Source organism: Deinococcus sonorensis KR-87 (assembly GCF_040256395.1).
Taxonomy (GTDB): domain Bacteria; phylum Deinococcota; class Deinococci; order Deinococcales; family Deinococcaceae; genus Deinococcus; species Deinococcus sonorensis.
Genome location: NZ_CP158296.1, coordinates 179401 through 195856, shown reverse-complemented (window position 1 = coordinate 195856; position 16456 = coordinate 179401). Strand labels below are relative to the sequence as shown.

Annotated in this window: 10 protein-coding genes; 8 read left to right on the top strand and 2 right to left on the bottom strand. The window is 68.5% G+C overall.

The annotated features are described in order from the left end of the window. Positions 1–24: 24 nt before the first annotated feature. Positions 25–1644, bottom strand: coding sequence for a peptide ABC transporter substrate-binding protein (locus ABOD76_RS00835; protein WP_350240698.1), 1620 nt, complete (start codon positions 1642–1644; stop codon positions 25–27). A gap of 197 nt (positions 1645–1841) precedes the next feature. Between ABOD76_RS00835 and ABOD76_RS00830 the strand changes: the two genes are divergently transcribed. Genes ABOD76_RS00830 through ABOD76_RS00820 form a run of 3 tightly spaced genes read left to right on the top strand, consistent with a single transcriptional unit; the run spans position 1842 to position 5071 of the window. Continuing rightward, on the top strand, positions 1842–3038 hold the full coding sequence (locus ABOD76_RS00830; RefSeq protein WP_350240697.1) for a hypothetical protein: 1197 nt from the start codon (positions 1842–1844) through the stop codon (positions 3036–3038). A 12-nt stretch (positions 3039–3050) separates the two neighbouring features. Further along, positions 3051–3836 carry an IclR family transcriptional regulator gene (locus ABOD76_RS00825; RefSeq protein WP_350240696.1) on the top strand — a complete coding sequence of 262 codons (786 nt, stop codon included), beginning with the start codon at positions 3051–3053 and terminating at the stop codon, positions 3834–3836. Between the two features lie 20 nt (positions 3837–3856). Then, on the top strand, positions 3857–5071 hold the full coding sequence (locus ABOD76_RS00820; RefSeq protein WP_350240695.1) for a M24 family metallopeptidase: 1215 nt from the start codon (positions 3857–3859) through the stop codon (positions 5069–5071). A 268-nt stretch (positions 5072–5339) separates the two neighbouring features. Here ABOD76_RS00820 and ABOD76_RS00815 read toward each other — a convergent pair whose 3' ends face one another. Next, positions 5340–7175: a hypothetical protein gene (locus tag ABOD76_RS00815; RefSeq protein WP_350240693.1), complete on the bottom strand. Its 1836-nt coding sequence runs from the start codon at positions 7173–7175 to the stop codon at positions 5340–5342. 320 nt (positions 7176–7495) lie between these two features. Between ABOD76_RS00815 and ABOD76_RS00810 the strand changes: the two genes are divergently transcribed. From ABOD76_RS00810 to ABOD76_RS00790, 5 genes are all read left to right on the top strand, one after another. Further along, positions 7496–9538 (top strand): BTAD domain-containing putative transcriptional regulator, encoded by a 2043-nt coding sequence (locus tag ABOD76_RS00810; protein ID WP_350240691.1) that lies wholly within the window; start codon positions 7496–7498, stop codon positions 9536–9538. Between the two features lie 40 nt (positions 9539–9578). After that, positions 9579–11600 (top strand): ATP-binding protein, encoded by a 2022-nt coding sequence (locus ABOD76_RS00805; RefSeq protein ID WP_350240690.1) that lies wholly within the window; start codon positions 9579–9581, stop codon positions 11598–11600. A gap of 45 nt (positions 11601–11645) precedes the next feature. Beyond that, entirely contained in the window at positions 11646–12104 is a 459-nt protein-coding gene (locus tag ABOD76_RS00800) for a hypothetical protein (RefSeq protein ID WP_350240689.1), read from the top strand. Positions 12105–12174: 70 nt separating this feature from the next. Next, on the top strand, positions 12175–13836 hold the full coding sequence (locus ABOD76_RS00795) for an FAD-binding dehydrogenase (protein ID WP_350240688.1): 1662 nt from the start codon (positions 12175–12177) through the stop codon (positions 13834–13836). 501 nt (positions 13837–14337) lie between these two features. Further along, positions 14338–16296 carry a glycosyl hydrolase family 28-related protein gene (locus ABOD76_RS00790; protein WP_350241086.1) on the top strand — a complete coding sequence of 653 codons (1959 nt, stop codon included), beginning with the start codon at positions 14338–14340 and terminating at the stop codon, positions 16294–16296. Positions 16297–16456 lie beyond the last annotated feature (160 nt).

Here is a 16456-nt window from a genome sequence, read left to right as displayed (position 1 = left end):
GGATCAGGCCTGCCCCGCTGCCCGCTACTTCTTCAGGTACCAGCCGCTGGTGTTCACGAAGTTGGTCATGTTGGTCGGGTTCGGGACGAAGCCGCCCAGCTTGTCGGTGACCGCGATCATGGACGGGTTGCTGGTGATCGGAATGGTCGGCAGGTCCTGCATCAGCAGCGTCTGGAAGTCGCGCAGCGCCTTGCCGCGCACCTGCGGGTCCAGGCTGCTCTCGGCGGTGTTCAGCAGCGCGTCCACCGCCGGGTTCGAATAGCCCTGGCCGTTGTTGACGCCCTTGCTGCCGAAGAACACGCTGTAGGTGGGGTCGGCGGCCGTGATCCAGCCGCTGTAGAACAGGTCGTACCCGCCCTTGTAGCGGGCGTCGCGGAACGCCACGCCGGACTTGTTGTCGGGCTTCAGCTCCACGCCCACGGCCTTCAGCGACGCGATCAGCACCTGCTCGGCGTCCTCATCGGTGCTGCGGCCTGCCTGCACCATGATGTTGAAGCTCAGCCGCTGACCGTCCTTGACCCGGATGCCGTCCGGGCCGGGCTTGTAGCCGGCGGCGTCCAGCAGCGCCTTGGCCTTGGCCGGGTCGTAGGGGTACTTGGGCACCAGCTTGTTGCTGTACGAGAACACCGGCACCACCACCGTGTCGATCGGGGTGGGGTAGCCGCCCAGCGCCTTGCTGACGGTGGCCTTGTTGATGGCGTAGGCGAAAGCCTTGCGCACGTTCAGGTCGCGCAGCGGGGCCGGCCCCTTCAGGTTGAAATCCAGATGCTGCCACGACAGCACCGAATTCTTGATCACGTTGAGGCCCGGCTGGTTGTCCAGCTGCGACACCTGCGAGTACGGCACGCCGTAGGCCAGCTGCACCTCGCCGGACTTCAGCTGCGTGACCATGGTGTTGCTGTCGGGAATGATCTTGAAGATCATGCGGTCCAGGTACGGCAGCTGCACGCCCGCCTTGTCCTTGCGCCAGTAGTAGGGGTTACGGTCCAGGATCACGTACTGGCCCTTGCGGTACTCGGTGACCTTGAAGGGGCCGGTGCCGAGCGGCTGCTGGTTGTAAACGTCGGTGTTGAGGTCCTTGCCCTCCAGGGTGTGCTTGGGCAGGATGCCGAAGGTGAAGAGGGTGCTGGCGAAGTCCGGCGCGACCCGCTTGTAGTTCACCACCACCGTGAGCGGGGTCGGGGTCTCAATGGACGAGATGTCCTCGGTGCCGTCCTTGGACTCGGCGATGAACTTGGGGTTCTTGACCGCCTCCCAGGTGAACTTCACGTCGGCGGAGGTGAACGGCTGCCCATCGGACCACTTGACGTTCGGGCGCAGCTGGTACGTCACGACCATGCTCTTGCCGTCGGCGGCCACCTTGATGCCGCCGTTCGCCACCGTCGGCACGCGCGTGGCGAGCACCGGAACGTAGCGGGCCTTCTGGTCCGGCGCCACCAGCCCTTCCACCACCGCCGCCTGCACGTCGCCCAGATAGCCGGTGGAATACACGTTCAGGGTGTCAATGTCGTATCCCAGGCCCACCGTGAGCGTTCCGCCCCGCTGCTGCGCCAGGGTCATTCCGCTCAGCAGAATGCCCAGGCTCAGGGCGACGGTGCCGCTCGTTCGTCTGACGGAATGTCCAACCCGCTGCTGGTACTTCATGCTTCTACCTCCACGATGAGAAGGAAACCCGACCAGAACGACAAAAAACCGATATCACATTGATTGGTTTAACGGACAGTTTAGGTAGCTGCCGCGACAAAGTCAACAGATGACACGCTGTTCCTTCCGCCATGCGGAATGGGGCCTTGACGAATGATTCCACTTGACGGAATGATAGGAGCACCCCAGGAGGAAGCATGCAGACCCACGACAGGACCGTCAATGACGCGCAGATCGGCCGGCAGCTCACCGCCCTCACCACCGGGATGGATCACCTGGAGCGCCGCCTGTCGCGCGGGCACGGCGTGCTGGACAGCGAAGGACTGGTGCCGATCTATCTGGGCAGCGAGCTGGTGCCGCCGCTGGACCTGCAGGACTGGGACGCGGTGCACCGCGAACTGGACACCCTGGAGCAACAGACGGCCCAGTACCCGGACAGCCCCCGGCGCACCTTCCTGACCGACATGCTGCGCTCGCTGCGCACCGCCACCCGGCTGTTCGAGGGCGAGGAACTGAGCTTCCGCGAGAAGCTTGAAGGGTTGGTCGGCGTGCCGGCCGCGCCGGTGCGCGACGAGGAACTCCAGGCGATGCATGCGGAGCTGGACAGCCTGCTGACCCAGGCCGGCATGCGCAGCGGGAGCCTCGCCGAGCGGATTCAGCGCTGGGAGGAGGAACGCAGCCTGGACGCCGCGCAGCTGGAATCCACCTTCACGGACCTGATGGCGCAGGCGCAGGCGCGCACCGACACCATGATCTACCCGACCGGCGACTACACCATGCAGCTGAACGCGCTGCGCGGCGTGCCGTTCACGGCCCGCTGCAACTTCACGGCCGGCCAGATGGACCTGAACGTGGACCTGAGCTTCACCCGCGCCGCCATCAAGCATCTGGTGTGCCACGAGGTGTTCCCCGGCCACTCCACCCAGCTGCTGTACACCCTGGACAAGGCGAAGAGCGGCGAGAGCACCGCCGACGTGCTGCTGTGCACCGCCAACGCCGTGACCGGCTGCGTCCAGGAGGGCATCGGCGACCAGGGCGTCCACCTGCTCGACTGGGTGGAGGATCAGGACGACGCCGTTCACGTGCAGCTGCGCCGCATTCGCAGCGCGAGCGCCACCAGCGCCGCGTGGTACCAGATGGGCGAAGGCTGGGCCGAGGACCGGGTGCTGCAGTTTCTGGAGACGTACTCGTTCGGGCAGCGCGCCTGGATCGAGGGCCGGGTCCGCTTCGCCAGCTACAGCTTCCGGGGGCCCTTCATCGCCTCGTATTGGTTCGGCAACGAGGCGGTGCGCGAGCTGCGCGAACGCATCACCGACGAGCAGCGGCCGGAATTCATCCGCTTCCTGTACGGCCAGATGCACTCACCGCGCAGCCTCAGCCAGTTCGGAGCGTAGGCTTCCTCCACCATGAGCGAGAATGTCCAAAGCGTCGAGCGGGCCCTCGACATCATCAACACCATCGTGGCGGCCAACCGTTCGCTGAGCGTGGCGGAGCTGTCGCAGGCGATGGGGCTGGCCCCCAGCACCATTCACCGCATCCTGCAGACCCTGACCGTCAAGAACTACGTCTTCCAGGACCTGCAGACCAAACGCTACGACATCGGGCCGGAGATCGTGGACATCAGCAGCGCCCTGCACCTGCGCTACGACCTGGTGCGGCGCGTGCGGCCCTACCTGCAGACGCTGGTGGAACTGACCGGCGAGACCGCGCACGTGGCGCAGCTGTACGGCACCTCCGCCATGTACCTGAGCCAGGTGGAGCCGCTGAGCATGGTCCGGATGTTCACCACGCCCGGCAGCATCGCGCCGCTGCACTGCAGCGACGTGGGCAAGGTGTTCCTGGCCGACCTGCCGGCGGCCCGCATCGAGGAGGTGATCCGCAAAACCGGCCTGCCGGCCCGGACGCCCCACACCATCACCCAGCCGGACGCACTGGAACAGGAACTGCAACGGGTACGCCAGGACCGCTACGCGCTGGACGACGAGGAACGCGAGATGGGGGTGCGCTGCCTCTCCGCCGGCATCCTGAACGGGGCCGGCAAGGTCATCGCGGCGGTCGGCGTGGCCGGCCCCACCAGCCGGCTGAGCCGCGAACGCATCCCGGAGGTGAGCGCGGCCGTGCGCGGCATGGCGGCCCGCTGCGCCGAGGAACTGATTTCCCAGCCGGACCACGCGCAGCCGGTCGAGCGCTGAGCCGTGCCCCAGGAGACCCCATGACCCTGCTCACCCCCCCTCTGGAGATCACCGCTGAGGAGTACCGGACCCGGCGGGAGCGGCTGTGCGGCCTGCTGGCCGAACGGTCGCTGGACGCCATCGTCGTGTACGGGCCGGTGCGCGTCGCCTACCTGAGCGGGTTTTTCTTCTCGGCCACCGAACGCCCGGTGGCGCTGCTGCTGACCGCCGAGGGCGAGGTGCACCTGCTGCTGCCCAGGCTGGAACTCAGCCACGTTCAGCAGCAATGCCCGGAACTGAACAACATCGAGGTGTACGAGGAATACCCAGGCGGCGGCAGCGGGCGGCACCCGATGCAGGTGCTGGCCGACCTGATGCGGCGGCTGGGCCTGGCCGGCCGGCGAATCGGGGCCGACCTGGACGGTTATGAGCACCGCTGGGGGTACCGGGGCCCGGCCCTGAGTGCGGTGCTGGGCCAGCCGGTCCAGGCGGATGTGGCGCTGGTGGACGACCTGCGGAGCGTCAAGAGCGAGGCGGAGGTGGCGCTGATGCGCGAGGCCTGCCGCTGGGGGGACCACGCCCACCGGGTCATGCAGCAGATGATCCGCGAGGGTGCCGATGAACTGGCGGTGTCGCACGCGGCGAGTCAGCAGGCCACCCGCGACCTGCTGGCCGACCTGGGGAAGCGCTACGTGCCGAAGGCCCGGGAGGGCATGCCGGCCAACGCCATGTTCATCCGGGGCGCCAACACCGCCCACCCGCACGGGCTGCATCAGGCGGGCGCGGTGACGGCCGGAGACGTGCTGGTGACCGGGGCCTACGGGGTGATCGGAGGGTACGAATCGGAACTGGAGCGCACCATGCTGGTGGGCGACCCGGACCCGCGCTTCCGGCAGTACTTCGAGGCGATGCTGGCCGCCCAGCAGGTGGGCTTTGACGCCCTGAGACCAGGGCGCACCTGCGCCGAGGTGGAGAGCGAAGTGCAGCGGTTCATTCGCGACGAACTGGACATGGCGAACCTGATACGCCATCACACCGGCCACGCCTTCGGGCTGGAGGGCCACGAACACCCGTTCCTGGACCTGGACGATCACACAGTCATTCAGCCCGGCATGGTATTTTCCATCGAACCGGGGCTGTACGTGCCGCAGCTGGGCGGCTTTCGTCACTCCGACACGCTGGTGGTGACCGCCCAGGGCAGCGAGCGCCTCAGCCTCTACTCTCGCGCCCTGGACGACCTGCTCATTCCGGTGTAGGCCGGAACCTCTGGGGGCGAGGTCCAAGGCCACCGGCATGGGTAGGCGCTCGACACACCGCTCGCCTGGGCGGCTCCGAACCTGCCAAAGATGTTTCCGGAGCCGTCCGCCCTGCGCGCCCCGGACCCTCAGCGGCTCACGGTAAAGAGTTAAGCTGAACCGACCGCGATCACCCGCCGCCCTGACAGACAACAACAGCGAGGGGACCTGTACATCAGGTCCCCTCGAAGCCGTCAGGTGATGGCGCTGGTTGGGTCCAGGCCCGTGCCTAGTGGCAGTTGGGCGAGCGGAACGAGCCGATGCGGGTCTTCCAGCCGATGTTGTAGGTGCCGGCAGCGCCCAGGTTCGTGACGGGGCTGTCGTCGCCGTAGTACTCGTTGGTGTACCAGAAGGTGCAGTCGTCGGACGGGTCCACCGAGAGGGCGGAGTAGTCGCCCCAGCGGGACGCCGTCGCGGCGTAATCGCCCTGCAGGCCGATGTACTGCGGCTTGGTCGAGGTGATCAGCGTCCGGCCGGTGTCGAGCCGGCCCAGCGGATCGGTGGCGTTCCTGAAGGTGTAGGCGATGGCCGGCAGCGTGCTGGTGCTGGAGGTGCTGTACCCCATGCCGATCTCGCCCAGCTTGTTCATGCCGATGGAGGCCATCCAGGTGTGCAGGCCGGCATCCACGAAGGTGCCCTGCTGGTACACGCTCCAGTTGGTGGAGCTGCCGGGAGCGCGCAGCTCATACCAGCGGACGCCCGCGAGGTTGTTGCCGGTGGCGTCCACCGTGTGGTTCAGCACCAGCGAGCCGTGGCCCTGGAACTTGCGGTACTGCGCTTCGAGCATGATGCGGCCCACGCTCGGGTCCAGCTTGTTGCTGGTCTGGGCCTGCGGAATGCACTGACGCTCAAAGTCGCACAGGTTGCCGTCCAGCGGCGCCACAGCGACACTGCGCGGGTTCTGCAGTTTGGAGGCGCGCGGGTTGGCCCAGTTCACCTTGAAGTCCCACAGCCGCAGGCTGTCGGTGCTGAAGCCGTGGAAGTCGCGGTCCGCGAGCATCACGATGGTGTTGGCGGTGCCGGGAGGCGGGCTGTCGCCGTCCAGGTCGGTGGGCACGGCGCTGAAGTTGAAGCTGCCGTCGCCGTTGTCGGCGGGGATGTCCTGCAGCACCAGCCGGGCCGGCTGACCGGACAGCATGCGGGAGCGCTCGGCGGCAGCCACCTTGATGCCCTCATAGCCTTCCTCGCCGAACATGTTGAAGGTCATGTAGTAGCCGTCCGGCCACACGCCCAGCTTGGGATAGTCGTTCTCCTGATCGTCGGCGATCTTGAAGGCGTAGCGGTAGTAGGCGCCTCTGGGATCGGCCGTCGCGGAGACCGCCACGCACTCGTAGGCCTCGTCGCCGGCTTTCACCGCCGCGCCCTCACCGGCGTCCCTGGAAATCGGCGGACGGCTGCTGTCGCCCCCCTCGTTGTCCTCGCCCGGCCCGATCTCGTCCCCGTTGCCGGCCGGGTCTTCAGGCGCGTTGCCGTCCAGGATCGGGAAGCGCATCTGGGTGATCAGGAAGCGGTTGGCGAGGTGATCGAAGAGCACGATCGGGTCGCCGCTGCCCTGACGGCACTCCGGCCCAAAGCCGCTCCAGAAGCTGTCCAGCGACACCGGTCCCATCACGCGGGCGCCGCTGGTCTTGTCGAAGACGCCCACCACCTCGTTGACCGCCTGCACGTAGTAGTTGTAGCCCACGTCCCCGACCGTGTCGGGCGGCAGCACGCGGCCGCCGATGGTCTTGCGGTTGTCCTCGTTGGTCATGCCGTCGAACGACCGCGTGGCGGCCGGCGCCTGCTGCGGCAGGTTCGGGCTCGGCAGCGCCTGCACGCCGATGCGGCCGGCCTGGCTGGAACCTCTCCCCTTCACGCTGGGCGACAGGTTGCTGGTGGCGCGCACCGAGCTGCCCGCCGACGTCTGGCCCTGAAAGCTGCTCAGCGGGGCCGAGGTGTCGTTGCGGGTCGAGGAGATGACGCCCGTCTCCTGGGCACTGGGCTGGGCGCTGGGCGATCCGCACGAGACGAAGGCCGTGGCTCCCAGGGTCGCGCTCAGCATCCACATCACGTTTTTTCTGTTCATCAGCACTCGCCTCTCTGTTTTCACGCAGCAACAGGACGACGACGCGCCCCCGGAAGGGCGAGTGGGAATAAGACTGCGATGAAACTGACGTTAACCTAACATCTTGGAGCGCCCCGCAGCATGGTGGCTTTATGAAGACAACCAGACCTTGCATTCAGAAACATGAAGTTTTCTGCGGGCGAAGGGCCGTCCTCCTGCCCCGGGCGGCGGAGTCCGTCATGCGCCTGCACACCGCGGTTCACACCCATTCAACAGCAGAACGTGCCAGGGTTCGCCTGTCCTCTGGGCGGTGCCGGGCGGATTTGCTAGCCTGAGCCATCATGCAGATGTGGCACCTGCGCTTGCTGGGTCCGCCGGCCCTGGCAGCTCCGGACGGGCGCGAGGTGCGGCTGGAGCGCAAGACCCTGGCGCTGCTGGCCACCCTCGCGCTGGAGGGAACGCTGCCCCGCGCGCGGCTGGCCCAGCTGCTGTGGCCCGATACGCCGGGCGGGGCGGCGCGCAACAACCTGGTGCACCTGCTGCGGCGGGCGAAGGGGACCTTCGGTGAGGCGCTGGTGGAGGGGGCCGATGAGTTGACCCTCACCCCGAACCTGCGGGTGGACGTGCGAGCGCTGGCCAGCGCGACGCCCGCAGATCCCCTCCCACTCGGCGAGTTTCTGAGCGGCACCGAATTCGACGACCTCCCGGAACTGGCCGACTGGCTGCTGGTCTGGCGGGACACGCTCGCGGCCCAGCGGACCACCCTGCTGACGACCTGGGCGGCCCAGGCGGAGGCCGACGGGGACGTGGCCGGCGCGCTGGGTCAGGCGGGGCGGCTGATGGACCTGGACCCGCTGTCAGAAGACGCCTACCGGCTGGCCATGCGCCTGCAGTACCGTGCCGGAGACCGGTCGGCCGCCCTGCAGACCTACCAGCGCTGCAAGGAAATTCTGGCCCGCGAGCTCGGGGAGACGCCAAGCCCCCAGACCGTGCAGCTCGCGCGCGACATTGACCGGGGCAATCTCGCGGTGGACGTCACGCCGGTCCGGGCGGTCCGGCCGCTGCCGCTCGCGGTGCTGAGACCGCCGCTGCTGGTGGGCCGCGAGGCCGCCTGGGCGCAGATGGAAGAGGCGTGGCGGCTGGGGCAGACCATCTACGTCACAGGCGACGCCGGGATCGGCAAAACCCGCTTCGTTCAGGACTTCGTGGGCAGCAAGGGCCGCGCCCTGTACCTGCCCGCACGGCCCGGAAGCCAGGACGTACCGTTCTCGGCGGCGGCGCGCAATGTCCGCGCACGGCTCGCCGCGGCGCCCCACGTGACCCTGCCGGACTGGGTGCGGCGCGAACTGGCGCGGGTGCTGCCGGAGATGCGCGGAGACGAGCCGCCCGCACCAATCAGCTCGCCCGAGGAACGCCTCAACTACTTTCTGGCCCACCTGGAGGTCGTGCGCCGCACGGCGCACGGCTTCGCCGGGATCATCACGGACGACGTGCAGTACTACGATCAGGCGACCGTCGAACTTGGCGCGTTTTTTCTGACGCAGAGCACCCCGCTGGGCGCGCAGGGCGAGGTGCCCCGGCACGTGCTGGTCTACCGCCGCGGCACGCTGCCCGAGGTCACGCAGGAGCGGCAGGACCAGCTGGTCCAGGCGAAGCTGGCGGTGCGGATCGACCTCCCCCCGCTGGATGAGGCGGCTGTGGAGGCCCTGCTGGACGAGCTGCGTGCGTCGGACGCCTTCTGTGCGCCGCCGGGCCTGGCCGGGGAGTTGCAGCGCCTGACCGGCGGCAACGCCCAGTTCCTGCTCGACGCCATCCGGCATATGTACCGGACCGGAGAGTTCAGCGTCACCGACGCGCTGCGCCTGCATGCGCGCGGCGCGGCCCGCCTGATCGCCGAGCGCCTGACGCACCTGTCGGTGCCCGCGCTCCAGGCGGCCCGCGCCGCCGCGGTGCTGCGCGACGAGTTTACGCTGGAGGTGGTGGCGGCAGTGCTGGGGGTGGGCCTGCTGGACCTGGCGAGCGCCTGGGAGGAGCTGGAGGACACCCAGGTGATGCACGGCGAGCGCTTCAGCCACGACCTGGTGCAGGAGGTGGTGCTGGACGGCACGCCGCCCGCCATCCGCAGGCTGCTGCACCGCAGCGCGGCCCGGGTACTGCCGGGGTTGGGGGTGCATCCGGGCCGGGTGGCGCAGCACTGGCTGGACGCCGATGACCTGCGCCAGGCCGCGCCATGGCTGATGCGCGCCGGCGAAGCGGCCGAGGGCACGTCGCGGCCGGTGGAGGCGGCGGCCTTCTATGGGCGCGCGGCCGCCGCGTACCGGGAGCTGCAGGATCAGGAGGGCGAGCGCGCGGCGCAGGCGGCGGGTCAGCGCGCGGCCCCGTAACATACGCGGCAGTTCGCGACGTTCCCCAGTACAGTAAGGTATGCCTCAAGCGCATGAATTCTGGCAGTTGACGCTGCTCGGCCGTCCTCAGCTGTGCCGCCCGGACGGAGAGGTGGTGCGGTGTGAGGGCAAGGTCCTGGGCATGCTCGCGTACCTGGCCCTGGAGGGCAGTTCTCCCCGGTCGCGGGTGGCGGGGCTGCTGTGGCCCGATACCGTCGAGAGCAGCGCGCGCAACAACCTCGTTCACCTGCTGCGCCGCATGACGCGCACCTTTGGAGCAGAGCTGGTGCTGGCCGGTGAAACGCTGGCGCTGAACGGGCAGTTGCAGGTGGACGTGCACGGCACACGCGGCGCGGGCGAGCTGCTGGAGGGCACCGACTGGTCCGGGCTGCCGGAATTTCACGACTGGGTGCTGGCGTGGCGGACCCGCCTGGACGGAGAGCGCGCCGCCTCGTGGCGGGCGGAGGCGCAACAGCTGGAAGACGCGGGCGCGTACGGGGAGGCGCTCACCGTGACGCGCCGGGTACGTGACCTCGACCCGCTGTCCGAGGAGGGGCTGCGGCGCGAAATGCGGCTGCTGTACCTGATGGGCGAGGTCAGCAGCGCCCTGCAGGTGTACGAGCAGGCGGTGCAGGCCCTGCGCACCACGCTCGGCACCGAGCCGCTGCCGGAAACGCAGCAGCTCGCCCGCGACATCGGGCGCAGCGCCGTGCTGCATCCGGGACCGGGCCCCACCCCGGCCGCCCTGCCGGTCAGCGTGGCCCGGCCTCCCACCCTGGTGGGCCGGGAGAAACAGTGGGCCCAGATGGAGGCCGCCTGGGCCAACGGCCAGGGCATCGTCCTGACCGGTGAGCCGGGCGTGGGCAAGACGCGGCTCGCGCTGGATTTTCTGGACGCGCACGGCGGCGGCCTGCGCTTCGAGGGCCGCCCGGGCGACGCGGGGCTCCCCTACGCCACGCACGCCCGCACCTACCGGCAGGTGCTGGCCGCCTACCCGGACCTCCAGCTCGAACCGTGGATCCGCGAGGAGCTGTCGCGGATCCTGCCGGAACTGGGCGGCGCCCCCGCGCCCATCACGTCCGAAGTCCAGAAACTGCGCTTCTGGCAGGCAAAGACCGAGGCGCTGGGCGCGGCGGTGACCCACGGGCTGAGGGCCATGGCCTTCGACGACGTGCAGTTTATGGACGACGCGAGCGTCGAGGCGGGCGGATTCGTGTTCGCAAATCTCGGGTGGGGGCGACCCGACGCGACGTACCGCACCATCCACATCTTCCGCAAGGGTGAGCTGTCGCCATTCCAGAGCATGGTGCTGCAGACGATGGTAGACGCGAAGCTGGTCGCGCTGGTCGAGGTGGAACCGCTGGACGCGTCGGCGGTCGAGCAGCTGGTGGGGCAGCTGGACATCTCGCCGGACCCGAAACTGGCGGCGGCCCTGGGTCAGTTCACCGGCGGCAATCCGCTGCTGCTGCTGGAAACCGCGCGCAGCGTGCACGAGGTCCAGCGGCGTACCGGCACCCTGCCGGAGACGCTGCCGCTGCCCGAGAAGGCCAGCGCCGTGATCGCGTCGCGGCTGGCCCGCCTGTCGCCCTCGGCGCTGCATGCGGCGCGCGCCGCCGCCGTGCTGGAAAGCGACTTCGACCTCGATATCGTGGCGCAGACGCTGGGAGCGCCGCTGCTGGAGATGGCCGAGGCGTGGGAGGAACTGGAACGCGCCCAGATCGTGCGCGGCTCGCGGTTTGAACACGACCTCGTGGCGGAGGCGGTGCGCCGCAGCGTGCCGAGCGCGGTGCGCCACCTGCTCCACCGCAGCGCGGCGCGCACCCTCGGCCAGCTCGGCGCCCACCCGGCCCGGGTGGCGCGGCACTGGCGCGAGGGCCGCGATCCCCGGCAGGCGGCGCGCTGGCTGGAGCAGGCCGGGCAGGAAGCGGTCAAGACCTTCCGGCACCGGGAGGCGGACAGCTACTTCCAGCAGGCCGCCGGCGCCTACGAGGAGGCGGGCCTGCCCGAAGAGGCCCAGGCGCTGCACCACCGTGTGGCGCAGGCGCAGTCCGCACCCGCCTGAGCGCAGGCCGGAGAAATGGCCGCGTTCAACCGCTGGAGGCACCCCATGAAGCACCTCGCCGGAGTCGTCGCCCTGTCGCTGCTGGTCGCCTGCGCTCCGCCCACCGGAGGCGGCCTCACCCCATCCGCGCCGGACGACCCCCTGCAGATCACCGTGCAGTACGAGGGCTTCCCGAACACCGCCATGAACGCCACCACGCTGGAAGGCGTCATGGTCGTGACCGTGACCCCGCCGCTGGCTGCCCCCGTTGCCGATCTCAGCGCGGTGCTGTGGAACAGCGGCGAGGTGGACACCGTGGAGAGCTACGGCCCCGTCACCGGTGACGGTCACGTCATGAAACGCGCGTTCCGGTTCTTCGCCGAGGCCGCACCCGAAGGGGACACCAAAACGATTCACCCGGTGTTCCACGCCCGCGGCACCCTGCCGGACGGCACCCGGTTCGGCGGACCCACCGACCGCCTGACGCCCGGCGCGCCGCTGGCGGTGACGCTGATCTTTCACTGAGGTCAGCGGCCCGGGGCGCTCTGATACGCTGGCGGCGGACGGGACCCCCTGATCCCGCAGGAGGAATGCGATGCCAACCCTGGATGCAGACGTGATCGTGGTGGGTGCCGGCCTGGCCGGGCTGGTGGCCGCCGCCGAGCTGGCCGACGCCGGAAAGCGTGTCCTGCTGCTCGACCAGGAAGGCGAGCAGAACCTGGGCGGGCAGGCGTACTGGTCCTTCGGCGGGCTCTTCTTTGTGAACAGCCCCGAACAGCGCCGTCTGGGCATCCGCGACTCGCTGGAGCTGGCACGCCGCGACTGGGAGACGACCGCCGCGTTTGACCGGCCCAGCGACCACTGGCCGCGCCGCTGGGCCGACGCCTATCTGGAGTTTGCCGCCGGGGAGAAACGCCAGTGGCTGCACGACCAGGGCATGCGCTGGTTTCCGGCGGTCGGCTGGGCGGAGCGCGGCGGCGGCGGGGCGGCACAGCCGGGCAACAGCGTGCCGCGCTTCCACGTCACCTGGGGCACCGGGCCGGGCGTGCTGGAGCCGTTCGAGCGCCGGGTGAGGCAGCACGTGCAGACCGGCCGTGTGGCCTTCCGCTTCCGGCACCGGGTACGTGGCCTGAACCTGACGGACGGGGTAGTGCATGGCGTTCACGGCGACGTCCTGGAACCGTCCGACGTGGCGCGCGGCGAATCCAGCTCCCGGGTGGTGGTGGACGGGTTTGACCTGAATGCCCAGGCCGTGCTGATCACTTCGGGCGGCATCGGCGGCAACCATGAGCTGGTGCGGCGTCACTGGCCCACCGATCGGTTGGGACCAGCCCCGGACTTCCTGCTCTCCGGCGTGCCGCAGCATGTGGACGGGCTGCTTCAGCAGCAGGCCGCGGCGCAGGGCGCCAGCCTGATCAACCCGGACCGGATGTGGCACTACACCGAGGGCCTGCGCAACTGGAATTCCATCTGGCCGAACCACGGCATCCGCATCCTGCCGGGACCGAGCAGCCTGTGGCTCGACCCCACTGGGAAGCGCCTCCCATTCCCTCATATTCCCGGCGCGAGCAGCTACGACACCCTCAAACACATCACCACCCACCGCTACCCGTACACGTGGTTCCTGCTCAACCGCGCCATCATCAAGCGCGAATTTGCCCTGTCCGGCAGTGAGCAGAACCCGGACCTGACCGGCAGGAACATCCGCCTGACCCTCCGGCGGGCGGGAAAGCACATCGCGGCGCCGGTGCAGGCCTTCATGGACAACGGGGCGGACTTCGTGGTGCGCCGGACCCTGCCGGACCTGGTCCGCGCCATGAATGCGCTCACCGGGAATGAGCAGGTGGACCTCGCCACGGTGGAACGGGAGGTGCTGGACCGGGACGCTCAGCTGCGTAATGTCGCCGGCAAGGATGCCCAGCTCGCCATCGTCCGGGGGGCACGCGCGGTGCTGAGTGAGCGGCTGATCCGGGTGGCCAAACCCGCCCCGATGCTGAGCCCGGCCGACGGTCCCCTGATCGCGGTGCGGCTCAACATCCTGACCCGCAAGTCGCTCGGCGGCCTGGAAACGGACCTGCAGGGCCGGGTCCTCTCCCCGGGAGGCCAGCCGTTGCCGGGCCTGTATGCGGCGGGCGAGGTGGCAGGGTTCGGCGGCGGTGGCGTGCACGGCTACCGCTCGCTGGAAGGCACCTTCCTGGGCGGCTGCATCTTCAGCGGCCGCACTGCCGGCCGGGCCATCGCCGAAGCGGTTCGGTAAAGGCCGCGAGAAATCGCCCCCGCACAACGATGGCGTCGCCGTGCCTGAGAGCGACCCTGGCGGCTTCTGAAGGACGATCAACGGGATCGGCCCAGTGCGATGGCTGCACCGTCAGCAGATCCCCAGCAGTTTTTCTCCACAGCCGGCTTCGGTCTGGTGGTCTCTCTGGCCTCACATCCGCACCGAAACATGAATATGGATGAGACGGAACCAAAATAACCTTTGCTTGACACACCTGTGCGCGCTTGTTACGTTGGGCGTGCATCAAAACAGATCCGTCGCGTCATTGGCTTTTTAGCCAGGACCGAACATATTTTCCGTGGCCAGAGAAACGAATCGCTTCGTTTCGAGGAGGTGTCGTCAGACCATCCAGCTTTACCGCTACAGCAAAGAAAGTGGTACGCCGCACACGCGTTGCGGTGGAGCGATGACGATGTTTTTCAGCATGGACTGAAGGAAGCTGGGCAGGCCAGTCCCTCAGACAGGGAGCATATGCACAACATGGATCAGGTGGGGCAGGGTTCGTTGCTCAACAGGAAAGACGTTCGGCTCAAGGTCACCACGCTGCTGGCCGGACTGACGCTGGCGCTCAGCGCGTGCGGCCAGCAGACCACGGCGCCGCAGGTGCAGGTCGGCGCCCTGGCGGCTCAGGTATCGACCGGAAACCTCGGGCCGAACGTCACGGTGCTGGACCCCAGCATGTCGGTGGCCGAGATCAAGGCGAAGGTGGACGCCATCGCCGCCGCACAGTTCTCCAACGAGTTCGGTCCGCGGCGGGACGCGATCTACTTCAAGCCCGGCACCTACGGATCGGCCACCGAGCCGCTCAATTTCCAGGTCGGCTATTACACCGAGGTCGCCGGGCTGGGCGCCTCGCCCACGGACGTCGTGATCAACGGCACCATCAACGTCTATAACCGCTGCCTCGACAATAACGAGACGGGAAACTGCCTCGCCCTGACCAACTTCTGGCGCTCGATGTCCAACCTCACCATCAAGGCGACCGGCGGCATGACCAAGGTGCTGGGTGAGGCCGCCCCGCGTCCGGACTGGTGCACCAACACCGAGTTCTGGGCGGTATCGCAGGCGGCGCCGCTGCGCCGCGTGAATGTCATTGGCGGGATGTCGTTCATGGATTACTGCTCCAGTGGCCCGCAGTACGCGTCCGGCGGTTTCATGGCCGACTCGCGGCACAGCGGCGCCGACGCCCTGGTCAACGGCTCGCAGCAGCAGTGGTACACCCGCAACAGCCAGATCGTGAGCTGGTCAAACGCGGTGTGGAGCGCCGTGTTCTCCGGTGTGGTGGGCGCGCCGGCCGAGACGTTCCCGACGCCGAACGCCTACACGGTGCTGGACACCACGCCGGTCAGCCGCGAAAAGCCGTACCTGTTCGTGGACGCGAGCGGCCAGTACAACGTGCGTGTGCCGTCGGTGCAGGTCAACAGCCGCGGCATCACCTGGGGCGCAGGCATGACGCCGGGCCGGACCGTCCCGCTCTCGGACTTCTATGTGGCCACGCCGTCCGACTCGGTGCAGACAATCAACAACCAGTTGGCCCGCGGCCGGAATCTGATCCTGACGCCAGGCGTCTACAGCATCGACCAGAGCATCGCCGTCAAGCGCGCGGACACGGTGGTGCTGGGCCTCGGCTACGCCACCCTGACGGCCGCGAACGGGGCCACGCCGATCACGGTGGCGGACGTGCCCGGCGTGGTCATTGCGGGCATCACGCTGGAGGCCGGCCCGACCATGTCGCAGACGCTGATGCGCGTGGGCACCAAGAACGGCAACAACGGGTCACAGGTGCGCGCCTCCGCCACCAACCCGACCACGCTGTCCGACGTGTTCCTGCGGGTCGGGGGCGCCCAGATCGGCAAGGTCGACGCGGCGCTGGAGATCAACAGTGACAACGTCCTGATCGATCACACCTGGGTGTGGCGCGCCGACCACGGCGTCGAAGGCCCGGGCGGCACCAGCCTCCCCGACACCCAGCGCTGGGCGCAGGTGATCGGCAACAACGGTGTCGTGGTGAACGGCAACAACGTGACGGCGACCGGCCTGTTCGTCGAGCACTTTCAGAAGAACAACGTCGTCTGGAACGGGGAGAACGGCAAGACCATCTTCTTCCAGAACGAGCTGCCCTACGATCCGCCCACCCAGGAGGCCTGGAATGCGGGCAACGGCGGCAACGGCGAGCAGGGCTGGGCGGCGTACCGGGTGGCCGACACGGTCAGGACGCACCAGCTGTACGGCGGCGGCGCGTACGTGTTCAACCAGAACAACCCCTCGATTCACACCACCAACGGTTTCGAGGCCCCTGCCACGCCGGGCGTCCGCCTGCATCATCTCCTGACGGTCAACCTGAGCGCCGGCACCATCGACCACGTGGTCAACGGTGTGGGCGGACCAGCCGACACCACCCGGGTGGGCCAGCCGGTGTACGTCACCGACGCTCCCTGAGCGAACCGAACCAGCAGCGCGGCACGCCTGGTTGGGGCGTGCCGCGCTGTTTGTTGAGGACAAGGTGGACCCTTCCCGATCCCCGCCAGAGGATTTTCGGCAGCGAATTTCTTTGAACTTCAGAGGCAAGCGTCAGCCGAAGCGTGTGGACAGACGTCCC